At 68.3% G+C, this 26,054-nt stretch carries 26 protein-coding genes; 13 read left to right on the forward strand and 13 right to left on the reverse strand.

Features of this window, described 5'->3' with window-relative positions; translation table 11 throughout:
- Nucleotides 1-11: 11 nt before the first annotated feature.
- Genes POR01S_RS03340 through POR01S_RS03365 form a run of 6 tightly spaced genes read right to left on the reverse strand, consistent with a single transcriptional unit; the run spans nt 12 to nt 5,754 of the window.
- Nucleotides 12-632, reverse strand: a complete 621-nt coding sequence (locus POR01S_RS03340; RefSeq protein WP_007158631.1) for a hypothetical protein — start codon at nt 630-632, stop codon at nt 12-14.
- Between the two features lie 8 nt (nt 633-640).
- Nucleotides 641-2,122: an aspartate aminotransferase family protein gene (locus POR01S_RS03345; RefSeq protein ID WP_042133740.1), complete on the reverse strand. Its 1,482-nt coding sequence runs from the start codon at nt 2,120-2,122 to the stop codon at nt 641-643.
- Between the two features lie 8 nt (nt 2,123-2,130).
- A complete protein-coding gene (locus POR01S_RS03350; RefSeq protein WP_027599633.1) occupies nt 2,131-2,787 on the reverse strand; it encodes a class II aldolase/adducin family protein in 657 nt (218 codons plus the stop codon).
- Nucleotides 2,784-4,418: a xylulokinase gene (locus POR01S_RS03355; RefSeq protein WP_042133742.1), complete on the reverse strand. Its 1,635-nt coding sequence runs from the start codon at nt 4,416-4,418 to the stop codon at nt 2,784-2,786. Before POR01S_RS03355 ends, POR01S_RS03350 begins: the two co-directional genes overlap by 4 nt.
- A gap of 10 nt (nt 4,419-4,428) precedes the next feature.
- Nucleotides 4,429-5,313: a TorF family putative porin gene (locus tag POR01S_RS03360; protein ID WP_027599631.1), complete on the reverse strand. Its 885-nt coding sequence runs from the start codon at nt 5,311-5,313 to the stop codon at nt 4,429-4,431.
- A gap of 21 nt (nt 5,314-5,334) precedes the next feature.
- A complete protein-coding gene (locus tag POR01S_RS03365; protein WP_042133744.1) occupies nt 5,335-5,754 on the reverse strand; it encodes a DUF2147 domain-containing protein in 420 nt (139 codons plus the stop codon).
- 148 nt (nt 5,755-5,902) lie between these two features.
- Here POR01S_RS03365 and POR01S_RS03370 point away from each other — a divergent pair, with 148 nt between their 5' ends.
- Entirely contained in the window at nt 5,903-6,550 is a 648-nt protein-coding gene (locus POR01S_RS03370; protein WP_042133746.1) for a TetR/AcrR family transcriptional regulator, read from the forward strand.
- An 80-nt stretch (nt 6,551-6,630) separates the two neighbouring features.
- The gene (locus POR01S_RS03375) at nt 6,631-7,239 is read left to right on the forward strand and encodes a DapH/DapD/GlmU-related protein (protein ID WP_042133748.1); all 609 of its coding nucleotides are present in this window, start codon (nt 6,631-6,633) and stop codon (nt 7,237-7,239) included.
- On the opposite strand, the gene POR01S_RS03380 is transcribed toward POR01S_RS03375, so the two are convergent.
- Nucleotides 7,236-7,811: a cysteine hydrolase family protein gene (locus tag POR01S_RS03380; RefSeq protein ID WP_027602080.1), complete on the reverse strand. Its 576-nt coding sequence runs from the start codon at nt 7,809-7,811 to the stop codon at nt 7,236-7,238. The genes POR01S_RS03375 and POR01S_RS03380 overlap by 4 nt on opposite strands.
- Nucleotides 7,812-7,918: 107 nt before the next feature.
- Between POR01S_RS03380 and POR01S_RS03385 the strand changes: the two genes are divergently transcribed.
- The 9 genes from POR01S_RS03385 (at nt 7,919) to POR01S_RS03425 (ending at nt 18,975) form a co-directional block, all read left to right on the forward strand.
- Nucleotides 7,919-8,908 carry a GlxA family transcriptional regulator gene (locus POR01S_RS03385; RefSeq protein WP_042133749.1) on the forward strand — a complete coding sequence of 330 codons (990 nt, stop codon included), beginning with the start codon at nt 7,919-7,921 and terminating at the stop codon, nt 8,906-8,908.
- A 401-nt stretch (nt 8,909-9,309) separates the two neighbouring features.
- The gene (locus tag POR01S_RS03390; protein WP_042133751.1) at nt 9,310-11,340 is read left to right on the forward strand and encodes a hybrid sensor histidine kinase/response regulator; all 2,031 of its coding nucleotides are present in this window, start codon (nt 9,310-9,312) and stop codon (nt 11,338-11,340) included.
- Nucleotides 11,341-11,539: 199 nt separating this feature from the next.
- On the forward strand, nt 11,540-12,766 hold the full coding sequence (locus POR01S_RS03395; RefSeq protein ID WP_042133753.1) for an SfnB family sulfur acquisition oxidoreductase: 1,227 nt from the start codon (nt 11,540-11,542) through the stop codon (nt 12,764-12,766).
- A gap of 4 nt (nt 12,767-12,770) precedes the next feature.
- A complete protein-coding gene (locus POR01S_RS03400) occupies nt 12,771-13,127 on the forward strand; it encodes a hypothetical protein (RefSeq protein ID WP_042133755.1) in 357 nt (118 codons plus the stop codon).
- A gap of 12 nt (nt 13,128-13,139) precedes the next feature.
- Nucleotides 13,140-14,105: a sugar ABC transporter substrate-binding protein gene (locus POR01S_RS03405; RefSeq protein ID WP_042133758.1), complete on the forward strand. Its 966-nt coding sequence runs from the start codon at nt 13,140-13,142 to the stop codon at nt 14,103-14,105.
- Nucleotides 14,102-15,640 carry a sugar ABC transporter ATP-binding protein gene (locus tag POR01S_RS03410; protein WP_042133760.1) on the forward strand — a complete coding sequence of 513 codons (1,539 nt, stop codon included), beginning with the start codon at nt 14,102-14,104 and terminating at the stop codon, nt 15,638-15,640. Before POR01S_RS03405 ends, POR01S_RS03410 begins: the two co-directional genes overlap by 4 nt.
- A complete protein-coding gene (locus POR01S_RS03415; RefSeq protein ID WP_156045004.1) occupies nt 15,624-16,613 on the forward strand; it encodes an ABC transporter permease in 990 nt (329 codons plus the stop codon). Before POR01S_RS03410 ends, POR01S_RS03415 begins: the two co-directional genes overlap by 17 nt.
- On the forward strand, nt 16,610-17,563 hold the full coding sequence (locus POR01S_RS03420) for an ABC transporter permease (RefSeq protein ID WP_042133761.1): 954 nt from the start codon (nt 16,610-16,612) through the stop codon (nt 17,561-17,563). The genes POR01S_RS03415 and POR01S_RS03420 overlap by 4 nt, the downstream gene beginning before the upstream one ends.
- Nucleotides 17,564-17,571: 8 nt before the next feature.
- Nucleotides 17,572-18,975: an LLM class flavin-dependent oxidoreductase gene (locus POR01S_RS03425; protein WP_042133763.1), complete on the forward strand. Its 1,404-nt coding sequence runs from the start codon at nt 17,572-17,574 to the stop codon at nt 18,973-18,975.
- A gap of 9 nt (nt 18,976-18,984) precedes the next feature.
- Here the strand turns inward: POR01S_RS03425 and POR01S_RS03430 are convergent, their stop codons facing one another.
- The 6 genes from POR01S_RS03430 to POR01S_RS03455 all read right to left on the reverse strand — a co-directional run bounded on the left by POR01S_RS03430 (nt 18,985) and on the right by POR01S_RS03455 (nt 22,759).
- The gene (locus POR01S_RS03430) at nt 18,985-19,542 is read right to left on the reverse strand and encodes a histidine phosphatase family protein (RefSeq protein ID WP_042133766.1); all 558 of its coding nucleotides are present in this window, start codon (nt 19,540-19,542) and stop codon (nt 18,985-18,987) included.
- 249 nt (nt 19,543-19,791) lie between these two features.
- Entirely contained in the window at nt 19,792-20,502 is a 711-nt protein-coding gene (locus POR01S_RS03435) for an SOS response-associated peptidase family protein (protein ID WP_027599618.1), read from the reverse strand.
- 86 nt (nt 20,503-20,588) lie between these two features.
- On the reverse strand, nt 20,589-21,041 hold the full coding sequence (locus tag POR01S_RS03440) for a YeeE/YedE family protein (RefSeq protein WP_042133767.1): 453 nt from the start codon (nt 21,039-21,041) through the stop codon (nt 20,589-20,591).
- A complete protein-coding gene (locus POR01S_RS03445; protein WP_042133770.1) occupies nt 21,038-21,448 on the reverse strand; it encodes a YeeE/YedE family protein in 411 nt (136 codons plus the stop codon). Before POR01S_RS03445 ends, POR01S_RS03440 begins: the two co-directional genes overlap by 4 nt.
- A complete protein-coding gene (bigR, locus tag POR01S_RS03450; protein ID WP_042133772.1) occupies nt 21,445-21,795 on the reverse strand; it encodes a sulfite-sensing transcriptional repressor BigR in 351 nt (116 codons plus the stop codon). The genes POR01S_RS03445 and bigR overlap by 4 nt, the downstream gene beginning before the upstream one ends.
- A gap of 100 nt (nt 21,796-21,895) precedes the next feature.
- Nucleotides 21,896-22,759, reverse strand: coding sequence for an SDR family oxidoreductase (locus POR01S_RS03455; protein WP_042133774.1), 864 nt, complete (start codon nt 22,757-22,759; stop codon nt 21,896-21,898).
- 106 nt (nt 22,760-22,865) lie between these two features.
- Between POR01S_RS03455 and POR01S_RS03460 the strand changes: the two genes are divergently transcribed.
- Nucleotides 22,866-23,744 (forward strand): LysR family transcriptional regulator, encoded by an 879-nt coding sequence (locus POR01S_RS03460; RefSeq protein ID WP_042133777.1) that lies wholly within the window; start codon nt 22,866-22,868, stop codon nt 23,742-23,744.
- Between the two features lie 97 nt (nt 23,745-23,841).
- The gene (locus POR01S_RS03465; RefSeq protein ID WP_042133779.1) at nt 23,842-26,043 is read left to right on the forward strand and encodes an OsmC domain/YcaO domain-containing protein; all 2,202 of its coding nucleotides are present in this window, start codon (nt 23,842-23,844) and stop codon (nt 26,041-26,043) included.
- The last annotated feature ends 11 nt before the right edge of the window (nt 26,044-26,054 follow it).

A 26,054-nucleotide genomic window follows, 5' to 3' on the forward strand; every position in this document is an offset into this window, starting at 1 on the left:
TCGAAGAGTGGCTAGTAACCACGGCTTTCCGCCGGCAGCCGGCCCTGACGAAAGGCCTCGGCGGCGGCGCGCTGGTCGCGCTGGAGTCGGCGGGTGGCGATCAGCACCACCCACCAGGGCAGGCGGGTGAGCACCGCGCCGGTGGCCTGGGCCAGGGTGTAGGCCTTGGCGCATTTCTCGAACAGCTCGGCATTGAGGGCGGCGCGACTGGCGGTGGTCCCCAGGCACAGTGGCTGGCCGCCGAGCAGCTGGACGTTGCCGCGCGCGGCCAGGGCTTCCGCCAGGGCATCGCCCCGGGCCACCGCGGGCGCCATCCGTCCCAGGTGCCGGGCCTGCTCGTCGAACAGCTCCGGCAACTGGCCGCCGAAGTCCGCCACATGCTGCCCGTAGCGCCCCGCGCCCTGGATGATGGCGCCGACATCCGGTCGCGACCGGTAGACGAGTGCATGATCCAGGGCGGCGCCGCTGCGGCGGGCCAGCTCGATCTCGCAGGGCGCGGCATCGCCCAGGGTGCCGTACCAGAGGCTCGCCGCCCCCGGTATGCGCACCGACAGGGCCAGGGCCGAGCGCTCGCCCTGGCGGGCCAGACGCTGCTGCAGATCCAGCCATTGCTGGCGCGATTCGGCTTTCATGGGCGGCCTCATACCAGTTGGAAGACCCGGTCGAAACGCTCCAGGGCGTCGTCGATCACGGCGTCGGTGTCGGCCAGGCTGGTGTAGATGCGGCTGCCGGCCAGGGTGATGAGGCCATGGGCGGTGTAGGCCGCGCCCATCTCTTCCATCATGTGCTTGCGCGCCTTGGCCTCGTTGCGCGCCCGCAGCAGCTTGAGCGGATTGCCGGTGTCGAGCAGCAGCACCCCGGAGGTCTGCAGGTGGACGATGGAACCCAGGTTGTAGGCGACATAGGGCAGGTTGCGGCGCTGGATGATCTCCTCCAGGCCCTGGCGCAGTCGATCGCCGGCGCGGCCGGCCTGGCCGGCGGCGTCGAGCCGCTGGATCTCCTTGAGGGCGTAGTAGCCGGCCACGCAGCACAGCGGATTGGCCGACAGGGTGCCGCCGACGAAGGCGCGCTTCGACGAGGTGCCGATGCCGCCCACCAGCAGCTGCATGACCTCGGCCTTGCCGCCCAGGGCCCCGGCCATGGGATAGCCGCCGGTCAGGCATTTGCCGAGCACGGTGAGGTCCGGCAGCACCTTGAAGTAGCCCTGGGCCCCGCCCATGCCGGCGCGAAAACCGGTCACCACCTCGTCGAAGATCAGCAGGGCGCCGAATTCGTCGCAGAGCTTGCGCACCTCGCGGTTGAAGTGCGGATGCACCGGGCGAGTACCGCTCTCCGGGCCGAAGGGTTCCACCAGCACCGCCGCGGTGCCGCCGCGCAGGCGATTGAATTGCAGGCGCCGGCGCAGGGCCTCGAGGTCGTTGGGCGGGCTTTCCTGGGTGTGGGCGGTGGCGCCGCGGGGAATGCCGAGGGCCTCCATGCGCCCGGTACCGGGCAGGCGCATGCCGTACACCAGCTGATCGCTCCAGCCGTGGTAGGCGCCGCCGATCTTGATGATCCAGCGGCGCCCGGTATAGGCCCGCGCCAGGCGTACCGCGGCCATGGCCGCCTCGGTGCCCGAGCCCAGCAACCGCACCTGGTCGATGCCGGGCACGCTCTGGCAAACGAGTTCGGCCAGCTTGACCTCGTATTCGTGCAGCAGGCCGGTGACCGGGCCGCACTCGGCGAGGATGCGCTGCACCTGGTCGCGCACGCCGGGATGATTGGAGCCGAGCAGGGTGGGGCCGCCGGCCTGGAGGAAGTCGATGTACTGGTTGCCGTCGACGTCGGTGAGGTGCGCGCCCTCCGCCCGGGCGATGGCCAGGGGGAAGGGATGGTTGAACGCCAGGTTGTGCTGGATGCCCCCGGGAATGAAGCGCTTGGCTTCTTCGGCGAGCCGCCGCGAGCCCTGGCAGCGCTCGTCGAAATAGCCCATGACCTTGGCCAGCGCCTCGCGGCGCAGCGGGCGCATGGGCTGTTTGACCAGGGCGTCGAAACGGCGATAGAGCGTCTCGGTATCCGGCCAGGCGGAAATCGCCGGAGGCGTGGGTACCAGGGGCGGCGGGGTGGTCAGGGGCTGATTCATGGCGGACCTCAGGACGGGAGGGAGGCGGTGAGGGTGGTCAGCAGGCGCTGGCGCGCCAGGCTGTCGGCTGCGGAGACACCTGGGCGGCTGGCGATACGACCGACCAGGTAGTGCTCGCAGAAGGCTTCCAGCTGCTCCAGCACCGCCAGGGTCTGGCGCGCGCTGGCGCCGTAGCAGAGCACTCCATGGTTGCGCAGCAGATAGGCCGGGCTCTCGGCGCTCAGGGCGCGATCCAGGCGCTTGGCCAGCCAGCCGGTACCGGAGGGGGCATAGCCCACCAGCGGCAGGCGGCGGCCCAGTTCGGGCCAGCGCTCGGGATCGTCGACGCTCAGGGCCTCGCCCAGCAGGGTGCAGGCGCTGGCCAGCGGCTGGTGGGTGTGCAGGCTGCAGCCCGCCGCCGGAAAGCGCCGCAGCACCCGGGCGTGCAACCCGGTTTCCACCGAGGGCGCGCGATCGCCTTCGAGCTGGTGCAGATCGGCCAGGCGCAGGATGCAGACGTCTTCCGCGCCCATCTGGTAGTAGTCGAGGGCGGAGGGGGTCACCGCGATGCGCTCGGCGTCCAGGCGCAGGGCCAGGTTGCCGCCGGTAGCGGCGAAGAAGCCGCGGCGCACCAGGTGCAGGCAGAGATCGACCACCTGTTCGCGCGCTTCGAGGGTATCGCTCATGGTCGGGCTCCCTGGTTGGGGTTGAGGCGGCGATAGAGCGGCGCCAGGCGCCGGCGGACTTCGAGAAAGGTGGCGTAGCTGTCGTCGTAGCGCGCCCGCGCCTGGGGGCAGGGCTGGTAGAGGCGCGGCGGTCGCTGCAGCGCCGGCACGTCGCTGAAGGCCAGGGCGCCGATGCCGGCGGCGGCGATATAGGCCGAGCCCCGGGCATTGGCCTGGATCGGCGCATCGGGCTGGGCGATCACCTGGCCGGTGACGTCGGCCATGATCTGGCACCAGAGATTGGACTGGGCGCCGCCGCCCACCGCGGTGATCCGCTCTGGCCGGCGGCCGAGGAAGCGGCCGAAGGGTTCCAGCATCCAGCGGGTGTTGAGCGCCACCCCTTCGAGAAAGGCGCGGATGATGTCTTCCCGCGTGTGCTCCAGCGACAGGTTGATCAGCGCCGCGCGCAGGCTGGGATCGTCCACCGGGCTGCGCTCGCCATACAGCCAGGGGGTGTAGAGCAGCCCGCGGGCGCCGGCCGGCACCCGGGCGGCGATGCGGTCGAGCAGGGCATAGAGATCCGGGTGCTGTTCGTCGCTGAGGAGTTCGTCCGGGTGGTAGAGCACCTTGTCGCGCAGGAACGACAGGTTGGCGCCCGCCGCGGTCTGCAGCGCCATGGCCAGGTAGCGGCCCTTGACCGCGCTGGGCACGGCCGCCATATGGCGCAAGACATCGGACTTCTTGAAGGGCACATGGGCGCCCAGCCAGGAGGAGGTGCCGAGATAGAGGTGCGGCGCGAAGTCTTCTACCGCCGAACCCACCGCCACCGCCGAGGTGTCCACCGAGCCGGCCACCACCGGCGTGCTGCGCGGCAGGCCGAGCTGGTCGGCCACCGCGCCGGTCAGGGTGCCGATCACCTCCGCCGAATCCACCAGGTCGGGCAGCTTGTCGCGGTCGAAGCCCAGGGTGCGGATCAGCCCGGCGTCGTACTTCACCTGGCGCGAATCGCGGTTGTCGGTGATCCAGGCGGTGCAGATGGAATCGGCGGTGGCGCAGCAGCGCCCGGTGAGGCGCAGATTCATGAAGTCGAGGACATTGAGAAACTTCACCGTGCGCGCATAGCGCTCCGGCTGGTGGTCCTGCAGATAGGCGATGTGCCCGGCGGAATCCTTGCCCGACAGCGAGGGCGCGCCACCGGTGAGACGGATCCAGCGCCACAGCTTGAACGGTGAGTACCCGGCCACCTTCAGCCGACCGCCGCCGACCCGCCGCGCCACCGATTCGGCGCCGCGCATGTCCAGCCAGAGCAGCGCCCGGCCCAGGGCCTGGCCGTTGGCGTCCACGCACACCGTGCCCTCGGTCTGGGTCGAGCAGCACACCGCCACCACCCGCCGACGCCGCGCCGGATCAGCCGCCAGCAATTCGCCGGCGCCGCGCAGGAAAGCCTGCCACCAGTCTTCCGGTTCCTGTTCGGCGCTGTGCCCTTCGACGTGCAGGGTGACGCCATGGAAGGTCCAGGCGACCACCTCGCCGCCAAGGGTGACCAGGGCGCTCTTGCAGCCGGAGGTGCCGAGGTCCACCACCAGCACCAGGCCGTCGAGGGCGGTGGCCTGGGCCGGCGCGGGCGGCGTGGCGAAGACGTGAGGTTTCATGGGCGCCGGCTCAGAAGGGACGGGCCACGGACAGTACCCAGCGGGCCTCGTCCGTCGCGCGCTGATGGTCGCCGTCTTCGGCGATGTAGAGTTCGCGCGCCCGGGTATGGGGACTCAGGTAGTCCAGGCCGAAGTCGAAGCCCCAGTGGCGATGCACCAGGCCGACGCCGTAGTCGCTGAAGTTGGCCTCGGAGAAATTGCGGATCTGCTGGTAGCCGGCGTGCAGCTTGAGGCTGGTGCGCGGGGTCAGCTCGTAGCGATAGTCAAGGTCGTAGAGCAGGCTGCCGCGGGAGTTGTGCTCACCCTTGGCATAGCACTCCAGGCCCTTGGTGGGGTCGGGGTTGAATTGCAGCTGGGCGCCGCAGACGCCGGCGGTGTTGGCGCCGCGGTAGTTTTCCGAGAGCACGTTGAGGATGCGCCCCTGCAGTGCCCCGTAGCCGATCTCCAGCACGGCGAACTGGCTGTTGTAGTTGGTGCTGCGAAAGCCATCGGGGGCGCCGGTCTCCGGATCGATGCGGCTGGGCGCCTTGAAGTGGGCGCCGGGAAAGAATTCCCCTGCCAGGCCCACGCCGAAGTGCCAGGCTTCCGGGTCGCCGAAGCGGTAGCCGCCAGCCAGCAGGACGTTGGCGCCATCGCCGTCGAGGAACTGCTTCTTGCTCACGCTGCCGATTTCCGCCAGGCCGATCAGGCCGCTTTCATGGGCGAATTCCACGGTGACCTTGGCCCCCGGCCGATTGAGCGAGTCCGAGATGCTGCGGTTGCGCACGTCCGAGAGCAGGCGCGGGGTGATGGTCAGGGCATAGCTGGCCAGGTCGTCATCGGCCTGGACCGCGCTGCCGAGAACGCTCAGGCACAGCAGGGCCGCCGCCTGGGTGCGGTGAAGAATCCGGTTCATGGGGTCGCTCCTTGCGGTGGCTTAGCTGCAGTGCGGGGTGGCGGGGAGGGTGCTCAGCGGGGTGAGCTGTTCGGTCTTGCCGAGCACCTCGGTGCCGACATAGGCGCGGATGTTGAGGTCGTCGCCCTTGCGGCGGACGTAGCCCTTGTACTTCTTGCCATCGCGCGGATCGAACACCCAGCCGTCGCGCCAGGTGCCGCCGTCGTCGCGACTCATCTGGAAGATGCGCGTGCCGCAGGTGTCATGGGCATTGCCGGCGTCCTTGTCCCAGACGATGGTGCCGCACAAGGCACTGGCGTTGTCGGCGCAGGGCGTGACCCTGACGGCGGCGCCCTGATCGGCGGTCAGCCAGAGACCCTGGACAGGTGCCGTGTCGGCGGCCAGAGCGGGCGCCAGGGGTAGCGCCCAGAGGGCGACGGCGAGCGCGAGGGGTATTTTCATGGAGGTGGCTCCTGCTGTTTGTTGTGGTTGTGGCTGGAGGCAGTAAGGGCAACGCGGTTGCTGATATGATAGTTATCGCTACACGATAGTTATAACTATCATTTTACTGCCCATCAAGGTGTTTTTTCGTCTAGACGAGAGCTTTTTCATGGTCGCCAAAGAGTCCGCTCCATCCTCCCGCGCCACGCCCAAGGCCCGCCCCAGCCAGCAGCGGGCAGCGGAAACCTACGAACGCATCCTGGCCGCGGCGGCGGAGGTGCTCTGTCAGGTCGGCATCGAGCGGCTGTCGACCAATCTGGTCTGCGACTGCGCCGGGCTGACCCCGCCGGCGCTCTACCGCTACTTTCCCAACAAGTACGCCCTGCTGGAGGAACTGGGTCGGCGCCTGCTGGAAAAGCAGAATGCGCAGATAGACGGGCGGATCAATGCCGAGCTGCTGGCCGGTCCTTTGGAGCGGGTGGAAGACGTCTTGACCGGGCTTTTGCTGGATACCTACCGGGTCACCGCCGAGACCGCCGGTGGCATGTGGATCCTAAAGGCGCTGCGCGCGGTGCCCTCGCTGGAGCACGTGCGCCTGGATTCGCACCGCCGGGTCGCGGCGCAGCAGACCGAGTTGCTGGTGCTGTTGCTACCCGGCGTGCCACCGGCCGCCGTGGCCCAGGTCGCGCGGATCGTGGTCGAGCTGATCCACTCCACCGTGGAGCTGCTGTTCGATGAGGAGCTGCCGGCGGAAAGCACCTGCCGCACCGTCGCCGCCATGCTCAGCGGTCATCTGGGGCGCCTGCGCGACGGCTGAGCCGTTCGCCCGGCGGAGCGAGCATCCGTGGGGGACTCAGGTCAGAATCGGCGGGCGTTTCACCACTGCCGAGGCCCGTCATGCCTGATCTGGATATCGCCACCTACATCGCCGCCTGGCCCAGCCTGCGCCTGGAAGCTGCCCCGCCCTGGACGCTAACCGGTGCCTGCGAGCACCAGGTCAGGCTGCTGCTGGCGCAGCTCGGTCCCGGCTATCGGCGCCAGGGCGACAGCGCTATCCATGAGACCGCGGTGGTGGAGGCGGGCGCGGTGCTCAAGGGGCCGGTCATCATCGGGCCCGGCACCCTGGTGGCGGCGGGCGCCTATCTGCGCGGCGGTGTTCATCTGGGCGCCCACTGCGTGGTGGGGCCCGCCTGCGAGCTGAAGAGCAGCCTGCTGCTGGATGGCAGCAAGCTCGCCCACTTCAATTTCGTTGGGGATTCGCTGATCGGCAGCGGGGTGAATCTGGAGGCGGGTGCCATCGTCGCCAACTACCGCAATGAAAGTGACGGCGCGGTCATCCGCATCCGCCACGGAGACCGGGTGATAGACACCGGGGTGATCAAGTTCGGCGCCCTGATCGGCGACAATTGCCGACTGGGCGCCAATGCGGTCATCGCGCCGGGCGCGCTACTGTCGCCCGGCACCCGGGTCGCGCGGCTGGAGCTGGTTGACCAGGGCGTGACTTAAGGCGCTTCGGGCGCCGCAGTGCCCTGGCCGGCGAGATAGGCGTCGGTGGACGCCAGGCTCGCATAGGCGAAGGCCAGCGCCGCCATCAGGGCGGCGTGCACCTGGGCCGCCGGCACCCGAACCCCGTTGAAGTCCAGATCCAGGGTGGCGCAGGCGTCATGGATCACGGTCACGGCGTAGCCCAGATCGGCCGCGGCGCGGACGCCGGCGTCGATGCACATATGGCTCATGGCGCCCACCACCACCAGCGATTCGATACCGCGCTCGTCCAGCAGTTGCCTGAGATTGGTTTCGCGAAAGGCATTGGGATAGTGCTTCACCACCACCGGTTCGCCGGCGCGGGGCACGACGGCGGCCTGGATCTCGACGCCATCGCTGCCGGGCACGAAGATCGGCGCCTCGGCGCTCAGCGACAGATGCTGCACATGGATCACCGGCACGCCCTGGTCACGGGCGTGGGCGATGATCCGCGCGGCATTGGCGACCGCGGCCTCGATGCCGCTGAGGGGCAGTTTGCCGCGGGGGAGGTACTCGTTCTGCAGATCGATGACGACGACGGCGTGCTTGCTCATGTCCAGCCTCTCGAAAGATGCTTCAGGTTTTGGGTCCGGTCATGATTGGCCAACCGCGCCCGCCGGCGAAGGGGCGTGACCGACAACTTCAGGGGCGCCAGCGACACATGCACGATCAACCACCGATCGAACTCGGCCTGCTGCTCTATCCCGGCGTGCAACAGGCGACGGTCCATGGCCTCACCGATCTGTTCGAGATCGCCGGGCGCCTCACCGGGACCGCGGAGGATGCCGAGCGCCCGCGGTTGCGCGTCAGCCACTGGCGGCTGGAGGAGGGCGAGACGCTGCCCAGGCGGGTCTACGACTCCCTGCCCGGGACAGGCGGCGCGCCCCAGGTACTGATCCTGCCGCCCAGTCTGGCCGAGCCGATTTCCCCGGCCGCCGCCGCGCCCTATCGTGACTGGTTGCGCCAGCAGCATGGCGAAGGCGTGCGCCTGGCCTCGATCTGTGCCGGTGCCTTCCTGCTGGCGGAAACCGGTCTGCTCGATGGCCGTACCGCCACCACCCACTGGCTGCATGTCGAGCGCTTCGCCACCCGTTTCCCCCGCGTGAGTCTGGACGCCGACCAGTTGCTCATCGACGGCGAGGACCTGGTCACCGCCGGCGGCCTCATGGCCTGGACCGATCTCGGTCTGCGCCTGGTCGACCGCTACCTGGGCGCCAGGCGGATGCTCGACACCGCGCGGACCCTGGTCATCGACCCGCCTGGCCGACAGCAGCGCTACTACAGCGCCTTTTCGCCGCGCCTGAACCACGGCGACAGTGCCATCCTCGCCGTACAGGAATGGCTGCTGGCGACCGGCGCCCAGGACCTCGCCCTGGACACCCTGGCCCAACGCGCCGGACTGGAACCTCGTACCTTTCTGCGCCGCTTTCGCCAGGCCACCGGCATGACCACCACCGCCTACGGCCAGCAACTGCGCGTCGGCCGTGCCCGCGAGTTGCTGCAGGCCAGCCGCCTGCCGCTCGAACGGGTCGCCTGGGAGGTCGGCTACAGCGATCCAGGCGCCTTCCGCAAGGTCTTTACCCGGGTCGTGGGGCTGAGCCCGGGGGATTACCGGCGGCGGTTTGGCGGATTGGCGGGAAGCGGACGCTGAGGGCGGGGGCGGGGCCAGCCGACCGCCACCCCGGCGGTCCCACGGGCGGTTTTCGGACGACCAAGGACCCGCTGAGCGCAGCTTGTCCAGAAAGCCGTAGCTGTGATCGGAAAGGCCCGCCTGCAGGAATCCGTTGTCGCCAAGCGCAACGGTAGAATCCGCCGGTACCGATCCTTTTGGGGCAGCTGCCGAGAGCGGTAGGGCAGGCCCGGTCTCAGGTGTTCACCCTGTATCTACCGACGGATGCCCGGTGCGCGGAACGGGCGATTCGTCTCCCTGTTTGAACTGAGCCCTGATCCATTCCTCCACAGAAAGAGTACAGATGACGGTGCCTCCAGCTTCCGCGAGGCATCGATCCGAGCGCCGCGCGCTCAGAGATGACAAGCCCCATGCAGGTAACAATGAGTCAAGATCCAAACTTTCAGCTGCTGTTCGAGGCGCTGCCTCACCTGGTCCTGGTACTGACGCCTGGTCCCGATTTCATCATGGTGGCGGCCAACGAAGGGCGGGTTCGCGGTACCAATACCCGACGGGAGGACTGCATAGGTCGCTCGATTTTCGAGGTGTTCGGCCGCAACCCGGACGGGCAGTCGGAGTTCGGGGCCGGTGTGCTGCGGGCCTCGCTGGAGCGGGTGGTGCAGACCGGCAAACCGGATCGTATGGCGATCACCAAGTACGACATTCCCCGGCCAGCCAGCGAGGGGGGTGGTTTCGAGGTCCGTTACTGGAGTCCGCTGAATGTCCCGGTGCTGGATGACCGGGGCGAGGTTCTCTACATCATCCACCAGACCGAAGACGTCACTGACCAGGTGCTGGCCGAGCAACATTCCCGCACCCATCTGAAGCTTGCCGACGAGCGCTTTCGCGCTGCCCTTCTGGCCTCCGAGGCAGGCATTTTCGACTGGTACATCGATGAACACAGCTTCTATTGCGATAGTGCCTTGCAGCAGCTGTTCGGCTTGCCGGACGTCCTGACCTCGGAACCCGTCGAGCGCTTCCTCGACCATGTGCATGTCGCTGACCGGGGCATCGTCAGAGCAGCGCTGGCGGAATGCGTCCATGGCAAGGATTTCGTCGTGGAGTTTCGCCTGAAGCGCGACGCAGGCAGACAGTGGCTCCTGAGCAAGGGCAAGGTCTTCCGGGATGCCGCCGGCAACCCGTCCTACGTCACCGGCACCTGCGCGGACATCACCGCGCGCAAGCAGGCGGAAAAGGCCTTGTCCGACCTCAATGAAACGCTCGAGGCGCGGGTCGCGGCCGAGGTGGCGGAGCGTTCCCGCGTGGAAGACACCCTGCACCAGGCGCAGAAGATGGAGGCCGTGGGTCAGCTCACCGGGGGTATCGCCCATGATTTCAACAATCTGCTCACCGGGGTCATCGGCAGTCTGGAGCTGATGCAGCGGCGTCGGCGCAGCGGTGACGAGACGAATGACGAGCGCTACATCACGGCGGCGGTCACCTCGGCGCAACGCGCGGCGGCCCTTACCCAGCGGCTGCTGGCCTTTTCCCGCCGCCAGACCCTCGATCTGAAACCCCTGGAGGTCAATCCCCTGGTGGCGTCCCTGGAGGACCTGCTGCACCGCACCACCCGGGAAGACATCACCATCACCACGCACCTGGCCGCGGGCCTGGCCCTGGTGCGGATGGACGCCAACCAGCTGGAAAGCGCCGTGATCAACCTGGCCATCAACGCCCGCGATGCCATGCCGGATGGCGGCACCATCACCATCACCACCGCAGCCGTGCATCTCACGCCGGAAGAGGGTGCCGCGATGGATCTGGCCGAGGGTGATTACGTGACGCTCACCGTGGCCGATACCGGAGTGGGAATGACGCCCGAGGTGCTGGCCAAGGTGTTCGAGCCCTTCTATACGACCAAACCGATCGGTCAGGGGACGGGCCTGGGGCTGTCCATGGTGTACGGCTACATGCGTCAGGCCAACGGCGGGGTCCGCATCCTATCCCAGCCGGGGAAGGGCACCCAGGTGCAGCTGTACATGCCGTGCCTGGGCGGTGACCTGGACATCCTGCCCAGCGAAGAAAGCCGCAGCGCTCCCCTTGGCGTCGGGGAGGTGGTGCTGGTCGTCGAGGATGAAGCCGTGGTGCGGTCGCTGATCGTGGAAGTGCTGGGCGAACTAGGCTATCAGACCCTCGAAGCCGGGAATGCCCAGGAAGCCATGCCGTTCCTGGAAAATCCCCAGCGCATCGATCTGATGATCTCCGACGTGGGCCTGCCCGGCATGAATGGCCGCCAGCTGGCCGATCTGGCCCAGGCCAACCGCCCGGAACTCAAGGTGCTGCTGGCGACCGGCTATGCGGAAGGCTCGAACGTGGAGGGCTATCTTGCTGCCAACATGGAGATCATCACCAAGCCCTTCGCCATCGATGCGCTGGCGAACAAGATCAGCGAGATGTTGAATCCGGCGGGTTGAGGAGAGCCCGGGGACGGGTTTGCGCGACTGCCCGCGTTCGGCCATCCGGGCTGTTCCCCGAGCAACAGTTGTCCGGGGAACTGTTCGGTCAGGGACTTCCAGGCGGCGAGGTTTTCACTTAAGTCACTGATATAGCGAGATTTTCGCGCTGGCACGGCATGTGCTCCAGCTCAGGGGCCACCTTTAAGGGAGTCCCTGCATGGCCGTCGCCCCCTCGCTCACTGCCGTTACCCGCGCCTTACCCGAACGTCCCGCCACCGTATTGCGCGACGCCGCCGAGGCCCTCGATGCCGCGGCGGCGCTGGCGGAGGATTTCGCCCGCGAAGCGCTCAGTCGCGATCAGGAGCGGCGCCTGCCCTGGGCCGAGATCGAGTGCTTCTCGGCCAGTGGTCTCTGGGCCATCACCGTGCCGCGGTCGTTCGGCGGCGCCGGGGTGGGCTTCGGCACCGTGGCGGAAGTCATCGCTCGGATCTCCGCGGCAGACCCCTCCCTGGGCCAACTGCCGCAGAATCACCTGGGCGTGGTCAACAACCTGCTGCTGACCGGCAGCCCGGACCAGCAGCGTCACTACCTCGGCCTGGTGCTCCAGGGCTATCGCTTCGGCAATGCCTTCTCCGAGGCGCGCAGCAAGACCGTTACCCAGTTCGAGACGCGCATCCGCTTTACCGGGGACACCGCCTGGATCGATGGCGAGAAGGCCTATTGCACCGGCGCGCTGTTCGCCCATGTGGTCCCCACGGTGGCGCTGGACGAGGAGGGTCTGGCTCATCTCGCCCTGGTCCCGCGCGATGCCGGTGGCCTGACGGTGATTGATGACTGGGACGGCTTCGGCCAGCGCACCACCGCCAGTGGCCGGGTGCAACTCAAGGGCGTCAGTGTCCGGCGCAGCGCGGTGCTGCCGGCCTGGAAGGCCTTCGAACGGCCGACGGCGGACGGCCCGGTGTCCCAGATCATCCAGGCGGCGGTGGACGTCGGCATCGCCCGCGGCGCCTTCGCCGCCACCCTAGCGGCTGCCCGGGTGGCGCGGCCCTGGACCGACAGCGGACTCGAGCACGGCTGGCAGGATCCGCTGAGCCAGGCGCTGATCGGCGACCTGAGCTGGCGGCTGGCCGCCGCCGAGGCCTTGCTGGAAGACGCCGGCGCCGCCGTCGACCGGGCTCTGGCGGCGCCCTCCGCGGCCAGCGTCGCCGAGGCCTCGGTGGTGGTGGGGCAGGCCAAGATCGCCTCCACCGAGATCGCCCTGGCCGCCGCCAATCGCCTCTGCGAGCTGGGCGGCACCCGTAGCGTCTCGGCGCGCTTCGGCCATGACCGCCATTGGCGCAATGCCCGCACCCATACCCTGCACGATCCGGTGCGCTGGAAGTATCACCTGATCGGCAACCACCTGCTCAACGGCGTCGAGCCGCCCCGTCACGCCTGGAACTGATGCCATGACCGATCTCGCCCCTGCCATCCACGCCGAACTCGCCTTCGCCGACCAGGTGCTCGCTGACCTGCGCGAGGCGCTGCCCCTGGACGCCCGCGCCCGCGATCCGCTGGTGATCGCCGCGGTGGGTGACCTCCAGGTGCGCCTGGCCGCCGCCCGCGCCCTGCAGCGACCGCACCGCAGCGAAGACGCCCCGGTACGCCAGATCCAGGCGCGCCTGGCTGCCGACCATGCCCGCCAGCTTGCGGCCGAACTCAAGCGCGAATGGCTGACGGACGCCCCGGCGCCCCGTCAGCCCGGGCCGAGCGTTCGCGACCTCCGGCGCCTGCTGGGCGAGCACCACCTGACGATCACCGACTAGAAAAGGACTGCCATGTCACTGCGTACACTGCTTCGTTCCCTCCTGCTAATGCCGCTGCTGGCCACGACCGCGCTGGCGGCTGCCGACGAGATCCCGTCGCTGGCCGGCAAGCGCATCGCCATCAGCATGACCGGCACCAGTCACTACTTCGATCTTAAGGCCTTCCAGGCCCAGGTGGAAGAGGTCAAGCGGCTGGGCGGCACGCCCATCACCCTGGACGCCGGTCGCAACGACAAGAATCTGGTGACCCAGCTGCAGACCCTGGTGACCCAGAAGCCGGACGCGGTGATCCAGACCCTGGGCACCCTGAGCGTGATAGACCCCTGGCTGCGCCGCATCCAGGCGGCCGGCATCCCGCTGTTCACCATCGATGCGCCCTCCCAGTACAGCCTCAACAACACCACCTCGGACAACGCCGCCGCTGGGCGGGAGCTGGCCGAGCAACTGGCAAAGGACACCGGCGCCAAGGGTGACATCCTGGTGTTCAACGGCTTCCAGGGCGTGCCGGTTTGCGCTATCCGCTACGCCGAGTTGCGCAAGGTACTCGACGCCCATCCGGGACTGAAGATCATCCAGCCCGAGTTGCGCGACGTGATTCCCAACACCGTGCAGGACGCCCGTGGCCAGATCGCGGCGCTACTCAACAAGTATCCCAAGGGGCAGATCGCCGCCATCTGGTCGGCCTGGGACATTCCCCAGCTCGGCGCCAGCCAGGCGCTGATCGAAGCGGGCCGCACCGAGATCAAGACCTATGGCGTCGATGGCACGCCCGAGATGCTGGAGTTGCTCAAGCGCGGCGACAGTCCGGTCGGCGCGGTGGTCGCCCAGCAACCGGCGCTGATGGGCCGGACCGCGGTGCAGAACGTCGCCCGCTATCTGGCCGGTGCGCGCGACCTGCCTAGGGAGACCCATGTGGCGACCCTGCTCACCACCCCTGGCAACCTGAGTCAGGTCGCGGCGCTGCGAGGTGATCCATGAGCAGGGCGATCCTCGAACTGCAGGGTATCTCCCGGCGTTATGGCGCCACCCGGGCGCTGGACGGTGTGGACCTGACCCTGAGGGCCGGCGAGATCCACGGCCTGATCGGCGAGAACGGTGCCGGCAAGTCCACCCTGATCAAGGTGCTCGGCGGCCTGGTGACGCCCGACACCGGGGCGCTGCGCCTGCATGGTGAAGTCCTGACGGGCGTCGGGCCGCGCGAGTTGGCCCGCCGTGGCATCGCCATCATCCACCAGGAGCGGCTGCTGCCGCCCAACTTCACCCTGGCCGAGGCGCTGTTCTTCGGGCAGGAGCGGCGCCTCGGCCCGCTGCTGGATCGCCGTGGGCAGGAACGGGCGGCGGAGCGGTTGCTGGCCGAGCGTTTCGGCCTGGACTGCCGCGCGCGAACCCGGGTGGCGGAGCTGAGCAGCGCCGAACAGCAGCTGCTGCAGATCAGCCGGGCGCTGCTCGGCACGCCCAAGGTGCTGGTGCTCGACGAACCCACGGTGGCCCTGGCCCATGGCGAGGTGGAGCGCCTGCTGAGCCTGCTGCGCCAGTTGCGCGACCAGGGGCTGGCCCTGCTCTATGTGTCCCACTACCTGCAGGAGGTCGAGCGCCTCTGCGATCGCGCCACGGTACTGCGATGCGGCCGGGTGGTGGCGGAGGTGACGCCCAGCGTGACGCCGGCAGCGGCCATGGCGCGGTTGATGATCAACCGGGAGCTGGGCGAGGCCTATCCCAAGGCCCAGGCGGCGCCGGGCGAGGTGTTGCTGGAAACCCGCAGGCTGGGCCGTCCGGGCGCCTTCGCCGAGGTCGACCTGCAGGTGCGCCGCGGCGAGGTGGTCGGGGTCGCCGGCCTGGTGGGCTCGGGCGCCAAGGAGCTGCTCAAGACACTGTTCGGCCTGTTGCCGGTAGCCGAGGGCGACGTGCTGCTGGACGGTCGCCCGCACCGTTTTGCCAGTCCCCGCGCGGCGGTGCGGGCGGGTCTGGCGCTGTTGCCGGAGAATCGCCGCCAGCAGGGCGTGGCCCTTGATCTCACCGTGACCGAGAATCTAACGCTGGCCGCCCTGGAACGTTTCAGCTGGTTCGGTCTCCGCCGGCCAGGCGCCGAACGCCAGGCGGCGCTACGGCTACGCGAGGCGCTGGACATCCGTACCCCGGATCTGGAGACGCCGGTGCGTCATCTCAGCGGCGGCAACCAGCAGAAGGTCGCCCTGGGCAAATGGCTGGCCCGGGACGCGCGGCTCTATCTGCTCGATGAACCCAGCGTGGGCATCGATCTCGCCGCCCGCGCCGAACTCTATCGCCAGGTCGCCCGGCTGGTGGAGCAGGGCGCCGGCGTCCTGATCCTGTCAGTGGATCTGCCCGAATTGCTCAATCTCTGCGACCGCATCCACGTGATGCACCGCGGCCGCCTGCTGCCGGCACGCCCGGCGGCCGAGTTGACGGCGGAGGAGCTTCTGGCCGCCGCCACCGGCGCCCGTGAGTGGCCCGCCAGACAGCAGCGGAGGGCAGATCTTGGCCTCGCCTCCTGAGCGGTTGTCGATCCCGGTCTTGACCTGGCGCCCGGACCTCTGGCGCCATGGCGCGCTGCTGGCCTTCGCAGTGATCGCGGTCCTGTTCGCCTGGCGCGCACCGGGCTTTCTCGGCGCCGGCAATCTGGCCAACATCCTGGCCCAGGCCGCCATTCCCGGCATTCTCGCCCTGGGCCTGACCCTGGTGATCGTCGGCGGCGGAGGTAACGTGCTCGCCGGTGGCCTGGACCTGTCGCTGGCGGCCAATCTCGGACTCTGCGCGGCGTTACAGGCGACCCTGGTCAACGCCGGCTACGGCGCGCCGCTGGCCATTGGCCTGACCCTGGTCTGCGGGTTGCTGGTCGGAGCGCTCAACGGCCTGACGGTGACCCTGCTGGGCCTGCCGCCGCTGCTGGCCACCCTGGCCAGTCTCAACGTGGTAGCCGGTCTGGAACTGGTGCTGAGCGAGAATACCGTGCTGCCGGCCAGTGCGCGCTGGCTGGATCTACTGGGCCTCGGCAGCTGGCTGGGCATACCGGCCGCGGGTTGGGTGCTGCTGCTGACCGCTCTGGTGCTGGCGGTGCTCCTGCAGCGCACCCCCTATGGGCTGCGCCTGGCGGCGGTGGGCGACCATCCCGAGGCGGCCCGCGCGGCGGGTCTACCGGTGCGCGGGCTGGTGTTTTCCGGCTATCTGCTGGCCGGCGGCTGCGCGGGCCTGGCGGCGCTGCTGTCGGTCGCCTGGTTCAGCGGCAGTACCCCGGGTTCGGGCGAGTTGCTGCTGCCGGTGGTGGCCATCGCCTTTCTCGGCACGGTGTTCTCCTGGCGCTCGCAACCCAGCGTCGGCGGCACCCTGCTGGCGGCCCTGCTGGTGGGGATGCTCGGCAATGGCTTTCAGTTGCTCGGGGTGAGCAGCTTCCTGGTCAATGGCGTCCAGGGCACGCTGATCCTGCTGGTGGTGGCCGCGGCCAGCCTGCGCCAGGAGAGCCATCGATGAACGCGACCCTTGCCCTCGGCCGGTCCGGTCTGCGCCTGGCATTGCCGTTGCTGTTCCTGGCGCTGGTGGTGGTCTTCGCCCTGGCCGCGCCCGGCTTTCTCAGCCAGGGCAACCTGCTCAGCCTGTTGCTGAACAATGGCCTGGTCCCCGCGCTGGTGGCCCTGGGATTGACCTACGCCATCGCCGCGGGCGGCATCGATCTTTCGGTGGGCATCGCCCTGGATCTGGCGGCCTTCGGTTGCATCGCCCTGCTCAACGCCGGTTGGCCGCTCGCCGTGGCGCTCGCCGGTGGGGTGGGGCTGGGCTTGCTGGTGGGGCTGGCCAACGCCCTGCTGGTGGCCGGCGTGGGGCTGTCGCCGTTCCTGGCCAGCCTGGGCGTGCTGTTCATCGGTACCAGCCTGCAACAGCTGCTGTCCGAGGGCGGCCTGCCGCTCTACCTCAAACCCGAATTCCGACCCCCTGCGAGCAGCTGGCTGGGCGCACCGGCGGCGGTCTGGGCGGTGGCGCTGCTGGCACTGCTCTACGGGGTGGTACTGGCGCGCGGCCGCCTGGGTCACGCCCTGCTGGCCCTGGGCAGCCAGCCGCTGGTGGCGCGTCATTCGGGGTTGGCGCCGCGCCGCCTGGCGCTCTGGACCTGCCTGGCCACGGCGCTGGCGGCGGCGGTCGCCGGCATCCTGCTGGCGCTGCGCATCGATGCCTATGTGCCGCTCTCGGGCAATGCCTACCTCATCAACGGCATCGGCGCCGTCTTCATCGGCGCCAGCCTCAATCGCCACGGCCGGCCCAATGTCCCTGGCAGCCTGCTGGGCGTGCTGTTGCTGGCGGTGGCCGCCAACGGCCTGCTGATGGTGGGCTGGAATTTCTACTGGCAGCAGGTGGCCACCGGGCTGCTGATCCTGCTGGTGCTGACCCTCAACCAATTGGCACGGCGCCGCGACGCGTCGCGCTAGGAGTCCCCATGTCCCGCGAAATCCGCCTCAATGCCTTCGACATGAATTGCGTGGCCCACCAGTCGCCCGGACTGTGGCGCCATCCGCGCGACCGCTCCTGGGAGTACAAGGACCTCGAATACTGGACGGAGCTGGCGCAACTGCTCGAACGCGGGCTGTTCGACGGCCTGTTCATCGCCGATGTGCTCGGGCTATACGACGTCTACGGCGGCGGCCCGGCGGCGACCCTGCACGAGGCCACCCAGGTGCCGGTCAACGATCCCCTGGCGCTGATCACCCCCATGGCGGCGGTGACCCGACACCTGGGTTTCGGCCTGACCGCGTCCCTGAGCTTCGAGCATCCCTATCCCTTCGCCCGCCGGCTTTCCACCCTGGATCACCTGACCCGGGGGCGCATCGGCTGGAACATCGTCACCTCCTACCTGGAAAGCGGCGCGCGCAACCTCGGCCAGTCCGCGCAGGCCGATCACGATGCCCGCTACGACTACGCCGAGGAATACCTGCAGGTGGTCTACAAGCTGCTGGAAGGCAGCTGGGAAGAGGGCGCGGTGCTGCGCGACCGCGCCTCCGGCCGCTTCACCGATCCGGCCAAGGTGCATCCCATCGGCCACCACGGGCGGCACTTCCAGGTGCCCGGCTATCACCTCTGCGAACCCTCGCCGCAGCGCACGCCCGTGCTCTACCAGGCCGGCGCCAGCAGCCGTGGCCGGCAATTCGCCGCCGAGCACGCCGAATGCGTCTTCGTCGCCGCCCCGTCCAAGACGGTGCTGAAGAAAACCGTGGCCGATATCCGCCGCCGGGCCGCCGAGGCCGGTCGCGATCCGCGCCAGGTGCTGATCTTCAACCTGCAGACGGTTATCGTCGGCGAAACCGATGCCCAGGCGCGGGCCAAGTGGCAGGACTACAAGGGCTACGTGAGCTACGAAGGCGCCCTGACCCTGATCTCCGGCTGGACCGGTATCGACTTCGCCGCCTACCGCCCGGACCAGGTCCTCAAGCACCTGCACACCAATGCCATCCAGTCGGCCGTGGAAGCCTTCTCCACCGCCGATCCCGGCAAGCAATGGACGGTACAGGAACTGGCCGACTGGGTCGGCATCGGCGGCTTCGGGCCGCTGCTGGTAGGCAGTCCGGCGACGGTGGCGGATGAGTTGCAGAGCTGGGTCGAGGAAACCGACGTGGATGGTTTCAACCTGGCCTATGCCGTGACCCACGAGACCTTTGCCGACGTGGTGGACTTGCTGGTCCCCGAGCTGCAACGGCGCGGCGTCTACAAGCGCGCGTATCAGCAGGGGACCCTGCGAGAAAAGCTCGGCAGCGCCGGCCCGCGGCTGCCGGCGGAGCACCCGGCCGCCGGCTATCGCGACCTGGCGCGGCAGCGGGAGGAAAGCGTGATACGGGTGCCGGCCTAGTCCGCCCCGTTATTCCGCCTTTTCATAGACGGCAAAGCCCCAGTAGCCACTGCCGGTCTTGCTGACTTCTAGCCAGCCTTGGCGTAGCAACTGCCTGGCGATCAGTCGATTCATGAAGCCGTGGCCCAGCAGCAATATGCTGTACGGGCCACCGGCCAGGGCGGCGAGCTTGTCTGCTGCCTGTCTCGACCGCTGTTTCGCCTGGGCATAGGACTCGGAGTCTTTCGCCACTCCGCACAGCCACAGCAGACGAAAGACGAAGGCCCAGGTGAAGGGTGACAGGCTTAGCAGCGGAACGCTCACCACGGGCAGTGCCGCCTCGCGAAAGGTCGTGTCCTCGATGGCTGGCGCCTTGCCCAATGCGGCGAGAGAAGTCAGGGCGCGTGGTGCAGTGCTGGTGGCTGCCAGGCCGATATCCCTGGCCGCGGCTATCGCCTCCGGAGTGGCGGCATCCGTGCCTATATCGGACCGATCATAGTCCGCGATCCAGTCGACCATGTCTCGCGCGGCGACGGCACGGTAGTTCTCCAGCGCCGGCTTGCCGTGGCGCATCAGTATGATTTTCATGGGACCTGGGTCGTTGCCGGAAGAAAAACGCTTGGATATGAACGCCTCTTGCAACTAGGTCATGGCAAGGGCTATCCCGTGATTATAACGGCGACTCCCAGCGTATCGTGCGCTGGGCACTCCGGCGTTGGCGAGGCTGCGCCAGCTTTGCTCCGGGCGCCTTGCTGGTCCGGTTGCCAAGGGCAGGAGGCCGCAGGGGCGAACCCACTGTGCCGCCGGCTGGGGGACGAGGCGGACATGGGGCAGCGCCTACACCAGCGGCTCGGCGATCCGCTCCAGCAACTCGGGTCCATCGTTCTTCACGCTGCCCACGGCCTTGCCCACCGGGTACCAGTCGAAGGCGTCCACCGGCGTACCCTCGACCTCGCCGATCTCGCTGGCGCGTTCCATGGGCAGCTCGGGGTCCAGCCATTCGCGCGCCACGGCGGGTGGCAGGACCAGCGGGCGGCGGTCGTGGATGTCGACCATGCCGGCGTCGGAGGCAGCCGTGATGATGACGAAGCCGTCATCGTCCTGAGGTGCCTGGTCGGCCGGGCGGAAGTGGCCGATGGCGGCAAAGAACAGCGGTTCGCCGGATTTCAGCCTGATGAAGTAGGGCTGCTTGAGCTTGGGATCGGCGGAATCCTTCTTCCATTCGTACCAGCCATCGGCGATGACCAAGGCGCGGCCTCTTTGCCAGAGGCCGCGAAACATTCGGCTGGTGGCCGCCGTCTCCACGCGCGCGTTGATCACCGGCGGCCGCTTGGCCTGGCGCGCCCAGGCGGGCTGGTAGCCCCAGCGCACCGGATCCAGGTGCAGGCCATCGGCCTGCTGGTGGAGCAGCTGAACCCGGGTGCCGGGCGCCACGTTGTAGCGACCCAGGGCGCGGGGCTCCAGGCCGGTGCGGACGTCCGCGGGCTGGGCGCCCAGGGCGTCCAGGTAGTCGAGGGCATAGCGGTACTGGGCGAAACGGCCACACATGGGATGCTCCTGGGCGAGGGAGACACAGGCTGAAGCGCCGCGCGTCCCTACTTTGGACCGCGCCCCACGCGTGAAGTACCTGGCGCTCAGGCCTTGGGCGCCGCCGTCTCGCGTCCGGCCAGACCACGGTCGTGCAGCATCATCCCCGCGACCAGGGCTGCGACGAAGCCATAGATCTTCGCGATACCCAGCCCCAGCCCCAGCGCCGCCAGCGCCGGCCCTGGGCAGAGGCCGGCCAGACCCCAGCCGAGGCCGAAGAGTGCGGCGCCCAGCACCAGGCGGCGATCGACGGGGCTGATAGGTGGGAGATGAAACTGGTTATCGAGCAGGGAGCGGGCCAGGCGATGCTGCAGCTGGACCGCCGGCATGGCCACCAGCAGGGCGCCGCCCAGGACGAGCAGCAGGCTGGGGTCCCAGTGGCCGCTGGCGAGGTCGAGAAAACCCAGTACGCGGGCGGGATCGAGCATCCCCGAGAGGGCCAGGCCACTGCCGAAGAGCAGACCGGCCAGCAGCGTGATGACCAGCCGCCAGAGCATCATCGTAGCAACCCACCCAGGGTGGCGGTCGCCAGTCCAAGGAGCAGGAAGACGGCGGTCGCGGCCAGCGAGCGGCGCGACCCTCGGGCCACGCCGAGGATGCCATGACCCGAGGTGCAGCCCGAGCCCAGCCGGGTGCCGAAGCCCACCAGCAGCCCGGCCAGCAGCACTGTCGGCCAGGTCGCGTTCACGGTCGGCTGGGGGAGGTCGTGCAGACCGCGCACCAGCAGCGGACCCAGAACCAGGCCCAGCACGAAGACCAGACCGGTGCCGACCTGCTGGCCGCCCAGCAACCGACCAAAGATCCCGCTGATGCCGGCGATCCGGCCGTTGACCAGCAACAGCAGGCTGACCGCCACACCCAGCAGCAGTCCGCCCGCCTGGGCAGGGAGATAGGCGGCGAGGGTCATGCTGGCGTGTCCTGCGCCTGGCAGAAGATCTGGTAGAGCGCCTGCAGCAGCTGGGTGGCCTTGTCTTCGGTGAGGCGGTAGAAGATCTGCTTGGCCTCGCGGCGGGTGGTGACCAGGCCGGCTTCGCGCAGCACCCCGAGCTGCTGGGAAAGGGTGGGCTGGTGGATGTCCAGGCGGGCTTCCAGTTCGCCGACCGCGTACTCGCCTTCGGCGAGGGCGCAGGCCAGCAGCAGGCGAACCGGATGCGCCAGGGTCTTGAGCAGGGCGGCCACCTCCCGGGCGCGGACCTGCATATTTTGGGCAGAGAGGGCCGCGCCGGGGGAGGGTTGGGCAGGAAGAGTCGTCATAAGCACGCCTGAGCGAGGACAATATACATATTTATATAATGTATATTGTCTCTCCGGCAAGCGTGATGTGGCGCGTTGATCCGCGCCTGGGTGGTACCCGTCAGCCGATCAGCGCCCGGGCGAAGTCGCGATAGCCATGCAGCGGGCGCCCCAGCATCTGCACCAGCCGCTCGCGGTCGCCGGGCTGCGGCAGCATGCCGTCGCTGACATAGCGCTCGGCCATGAGCCTCATCTCGTAGGCCATCCAGGCCGGCATGAAGGTCGCCATGTTCTGCTCGAAGCCCTGGGGATCGTCGCCGGCGTAATGGATGGGGCGGTCCAGCAGTTCGCTCCAGATCGCCGCGGCGCCCTCGCCGGTGAGGCTGTCCGGGCCGACCAGGTTGAGCGTCTCGCTGGGCAGCCTGCCCGGCGCCTGGTCGCGGCGGATGAGCTCGAGGGCGGCGACCTCGGCGATGTCTCGGGCATCGACCATGGCCACGCCCTTGTCGCCGAGGGGCATGGGATAGATCCCGTGCTGCAGGATGACGTCCTTGAGCATGGCTTCGTTTTCGATGAAATAGCTGGGCCGCAGGATGGTGGCGCCAAAGCCCATGGCCGCCAGCATGCGTTCGGCGCCGAACTTCACCGCGAAGTGCGGCACGTTGACCGCAGTGTCGGCGCCAAGGACCGAGAGATAGACGACCCGCTCGACACCGCTCTCCCGGGCGATGTTGAGGGTGATGAGTGCCTGGGTGAATTCGTCGCCGGTCACGGCGTTGAGCAGGAAGAGGGTGGAAACGCCGCTGAAGGCGCGGCGCAGGGCGGCGAGATCGAGCAGGTCGCCCTGCATGACCTCGACGGTGGCAGGAAAATCGGCGCTGGCCGGGTTGCGGGTCAGCACCCGGACCTTGGCATCGCGCTGCACGAGTTGTTGCACGAGGTGGCGGCCTACGCGACCGGTGGCGCCGGTGACGAGGATGGTCATGTCGGTAACTCCAGGTGGGTGAGGGGTGGAGCCACCTTAAGTCGTCTCACCTTGAGTCAATAGCCGCTAAAATAGGAACACTTCGTTCCATAATCGAGACACTGCCTTGGACTTCAGTCTGCTCTTCGACTTCCAGCTCATCGCCACCCACGGCGGCATCGGCAAGGCCAGTCGCGCCAGTGGCCGACCCAAGGCCAGCCTGTCGCGGCGGCTGGCCGAGCTGGAAGAGACCCTGGGCGTCAGGCTGATCGAGCGGGGTGGGCGCAGCCTGTTGCTGACGCCGGCCGGTGCCGAGTTGGCGGCCCGGACCCTGGGGCCGCTGCGCGAAGTGCAGGAGGCGATGGCGGCGGTGCAGGAGGGGGTGGCGGTGCCGCGTGGGCGGTTGCGCATCGCGGCGCCGCTGCTGTTTTCCCAGGTGGCGCTGGGACGTCTGAGTGCGGATTTTCGCCGGCAGTATCCGGAGATCCTGATCGAAGCGGTGGGCGAGGATCGCCTGGCCGATCTGGTGGACGAGCATTTCGACCTGGCCATCCGCATCAATCCGGCGGTCGATAGCCGCCTGGTGGGGCGCTGTTTCGCCCGGGATCGAAGGGTGCTGGTGGCAGCACCTGGCCTCGATCGCCCCCCGGAATCCGCTGCCGAACCCATGCCCCTGCCGGCGGTGGTCATGCCCGGCCATGGCGACGGCGAGGTCTGGACGCTCGCGGAGGACGGGGCGCGCTTCCTGCCCCAGCCGGTGGTGCAGCTGACCTCGCTGTTGACCGTCCGCGAGGCGGTGCTCGCCGGGGCGGGTGCGGCGCTGTTGCCGCTGTCCCTGGTGCAACGGCAGCTGGACCAGGGCGCGCTCAGCCGCTGGGGCACCCAGGCCGGCGAGACCGAACTCTGGGTGCTGCACACCTCGCGGCGACTGCAGAGCCCCAAGGTCAGGGCCTTCGTCGATTTCCTCTGCGCGCGCTATCCGGACGGCATCTTTCGGCTGGACTAGCGGAGTCCGCTGGCGGCGAGACGACAGCCTGCGTATCACCCGCCGCCCTTTGTCCGGATAATGGCGGCCACTCTGTCGCCAAACCGGAATGCTGTGCATGGAAATCAAGGTCAATTTTCTCGACAACCTGAGGCTCGAGGCCAAGTTCGACGACTTCTCGGTGATCGCCGATCAGCCCATCCGCTACAAGGGTGACGGCTCGGCCCCGGGGCCCTTCGACTATTTCCTGGCGTCCTCGGCGCTCTGCGCGGCCTATTTCGTCAAGCTCTATTGCCAGACCCGCGACATCCCCACCGATAACATCCGCCTGGCGCAAAGCAACATCGTCGACCCGGAGAATCGCTACAAGCAGACCTTCAAGATCCAGGTCGAGCTGCCCGCCGATCTGTCCGACAAGGACCGTCAGGGCATCCTCAGATCCATCGATCGCTGCACGGTGAAGAAGGCGGTGCAGGCCGGCCCCGACTTCATCATCGAGGCGGTGGAAAGCCTCGACGCCGATGCCCAGGCCCTGCTGCTGCCCAGCGATGGCACCCGCCAGACCTACATTCCCGGCAAGGACCGGCCGCTGGAAGAGACCATCGCCAAGCTCTCCGGCATCCTCGCCGAGCTGGGCATGAAGGTGGAAATCGCCTCCTGGCGCAACATCGTGCCCAACGTCTGGTCGCTGCACCTGCGCGATGTGCAGTCGGCGCTGTGCTTCACCAATGGCAAGGGCGCGACCAAGGAAGCGGCCCTGGCCTCGGCGCTGGGTGAATTCATCGAGCGCCTCAACTGCAACTTCTTCTACAACGACCAGTACTGGGGTGAGGCCATCGGCAACGCCGCCTTCGTCCACCACCCCGACGAGCGCTGGTTCCAGCCGGGGCCCAAGGATGCGCTGCCCCGGGAGATCCTCGACCGCTACTGCCGCAAGCTCTACGACCCGGAAGGCGAACTGCGCGCCTCGCACCTGCACGACACCAATTCCGGCAACATGGCGCGCGGCATCTGCGCGCTGCCCTTCGTGCGCCAGTCCGACGGCGAGGTGGTGTACTTTCCCTCGAATCTGATCGAGAACCTCTACCTCAGCAACGGCATGAGCGCCGGCAACACCCTGGCCGAGGCCCAGGTGCAGTGCCTGTCGGAGATCTTCGAGCGGGCGGTGAAGCGCGAGATCCTCGAAGGCGAGCTGGCGCTGCCGGATGTGCCTGAAGAGGTATTGGCCCGCTATCCCGCCATCGTCGAGGGCATCCGCGGCCTGGAAGCCCAGGGCTTCCCGGTACTGGTCAAGGACGCCTCCCTGGGTGGTGAATTCCCGGTGATGTGCGTGACCCTGATGAATCCGCGCACCGGCGGGGTGTTCGCCTCCTTCGGTGCCCATCCGCGCCTGGAGATCGCCCTGGAGCGCAGCCTCACCGAGCTGTTGCAGGGTCGCAGCTTCGAGGGCCTCAACGACCTGCCGCAGCCGACCTTCGAGAGCCAGGCGCTGATGGAGCCGAACAACTTCGTCGAGCACTTCATCGATTCCAGTGGCCTGGTCTCCTGGCGCTTCTTCAGCGCCAAGGCCGATCACGAGTTCGTCGACTGGGACTTTTCCAGCGAGGGCGAAGACGCCACCGCCCAGGAAGCCGCCACCCTGTTCGGCATCCTCGCCGAGCGGGACCTGGAAGCCTACATGGCGGTGTACGACGAACTGGGCGCGCCGGCCTGTCGCATCCTGGTGCCGGGCTACTCGGAGATCTATCCGGTCGAGGACCTGATCTGGGACAACACCAACAAGGCCCTGCCGGTGCGCGAGGACATCCTCAACCTGCACCGCCTGGACGATGCGGCCCTGGAATCCCTGCTCGAACGCCTGGACGATACCCAGGTGGACGACTACACCCGCATCGCCACCCTGATCGGCGTGGAATTCGACGAGAACACCGTCTGGGGCCAGTTGACCCTGCTGGAACTCAAGCTGCTCATCCACCTGGCGCTGCAGCAGTTCGAAGAGGCCAAGGAAGAGGTCGAGACCTTCCTGCAGTTCAACGACAACACCCTGGAGCGCGGCCTGTTCTACCAGGCGCTCAATGCGGTGCTGGAAGTGGAGCTGGACGACGAACTGGAACTGGCCGACTTCGAGGTCAACTTCCGGCGCATGTTCGGCAATGAGCGACTGGACGCCGCCCTGGGTTCGGTGTCGGGCGAGGTGCGCTTCCACGGCCTCACGCCCACCAGCCTCAAGCTGGAAGGCATCGACAAGCACCTGCGGCTGATCGACAGCTATCGCAAGCTGCACGCGGCGCGGGCCCGGGCGGCCGGCATCGCGCTCTGACGAATAGCCCG

The organism is Pseudomonas oryzihabitans NBRC 102199, assembly GCF_000730625.1.
GTDB classification, from domain to species: Bacteria; Pseudomonadota; Gammaproteobacteria; order Pseudomonadales; family Pseudomonadaceae; genus Chryseomonas; species Chryseomonas oryzihabitans.

Bases quoted from the DNA above. Each gene is read 5' to 3' on its own strand.
- POR01S_RS03340 (WP_007158631.1), bottom strand. From the start codon at position 632: ATGAAAGCCGAATCGCGCCAGCAATGGCTGGATCTGCAGCAGCGTCTG.
- POR01S_RS03345 (WP_042133740.1), bottom strand. From the start codon at position 2,122: ATGAATCAGCCCCTGACCACCCCGCCGCCCCTGGTACCCACGCCTCCG.
- POR01S_RS03350 (WP_027599633.1), bottom strand. From the start codon at position 2,787: ATGAGCGATACCCTCGAAGCGCGCGAACAGGTGGTCGATCTCTGCCTG.
- POR01S_RS03355 (WP_042133742.1), bottom strand. From the start codon at position 4,418: ATGAAACCTCACGTCTTCGCCACGCCGCCCGCGCCGGCCCAGGCCACC.
- POR01S_RS03360 (WP_027599631.1), bottom strand. From the start codon at position 5,313: ATGAACCGGATTCTTCACCGCACCCAGGCGGCGGCCCTGCTGTGCCTG.
- POR01S_RS03365 (WP_042133744.1), bottom strand. From the start codon at position 5,754: ATGAAAATACCCCTCGCGCTCGCCGTCGCCCTCTGGGCGCTACCCCTG.
- POR01S_RS03370 (WP_042133746.1), top strand. From the start codon at position 5,903: ATGGTCGCCAAAGAGTCCGCTCCATCCTCCCGCGCCACGCCCAAGGCC.
- POR01S_RS03375 (WP_042133748.1), top strand. From the start codon at position 6,631: ATGCCTGATCTGGATATCGCCACCTACATCGCCGCCTGGCCCAGCCTG.
- POR01S_RS03380 (WP_027602080.1), bottom strand. From the start codon at position 7,811: ATGAGCAAGCACGCCGTCGTCGTCATCGATCTGCAGAACGAGTACCTC.
- POR01S_RS03385 (WP_042133749.1), top strand. From the start codon at position 7,919: ATGCACGATCAACCACCGATCGAACTCGGCCTGCTGCTCTATCCCGGC.
- POR01S_RS03390 (WP_042133751.1), top strand. From the start codon at position 9,310: ATGAGTCAAGATCCAAACTTTCAGCTGCTGTTCGAGGCGCTGCCTCAC.
- POR01S_RS03395 (WP_042133753.1), top strand. From the start codon at position 11,540: ATGGCCGTCGCCCCCTCGCTCACTGCCGTTACCCGCGCCTTACCCGAA.
- POR01S_RS03400 (WP_042133755.1), top strand. From the start codon at position 12,771: ATGACCGATCTCGCCCCTGCCATCCACGCCGAACTCGCCTTCGCCGAC.
- POR01S_RS03405 (WP_042133758.1), top strand. From the start codon at position 13,140: ATGTCACTGCGTACACTGCTTCGTTCCCTCCTGCTAATGCCGCTGCTG.
- POR01S_RS03410 (WP_042133760.1), top strand. From the start codon at position 14,102: ATGAGCAGGGCGATCCTCGAACTGCAGGGTATCTCCCGGCGTTATGGC.
- POR01S_RS03420 (WP_042133761.1), top strand. From the start codon at position 16,610: ATGAACGCGACCCTTGCCCTCGGCCGGTCCGGTCTGCGCCTGGCATTG.
- POR01S_RS03425 (WP_042133763.1), top strand. From the start codon at position 17,572: ATGTCCCGCGAAATCCGCCTCAATGCCTTCGACATGAATTGCGTGGCC.
- POR01S_RS03430 (WP_042133766.1), bottom strand. From the start codon at position 19,542: ATGAAAATCATACTGATGCGCCACGGCAAGCCGGCGCTGGAGAACTAC.
- POR01S_RS03435 (WP_027599618.1), bottom strand. From the start codon at position 20,502: ATGTGTGGCCGTTTCGCCCAGTACCGCTATGCCCTCGACTACCTGGAC.
- POR01S_RS03440 (WP_042133767.1), bottom strand. From the start codon at position 21,041: ATGATGCTCTGGCGGCTGGTCATCACGCTGCTGGCCGGTCTGCTCTTC.
- POR01S_RS03445 (WP_042133770.1), bottom strand. From the start codon at position 21,448: ATGACCCTCGCCGCCTATCTCCCTGCCCAGGCGGGCGGACTGCTGCTG.
- bigR (WP_042133772.1), bottom strand. From the start codon at position 21,795: ATGACGACTCTTCCTGCCCAACCCTCCCCCGGCGCGGCCCTCTCTGCC.
- POR01S_RS03455 (WP_042133774.1), bottom strand. From the start codon at position 22,759: ATGACCATCCTCGTCACCGGCGCCACCGGTCGCGTAGGCCGCCACCTC.
- POR01S_RS03465 (WP_042133779.1), top strand. From the start codon at position 23,842: ATGGAAATCAAGGTCAATTTTCTCGACAACCTGAGGCTCGAGGCCAAG.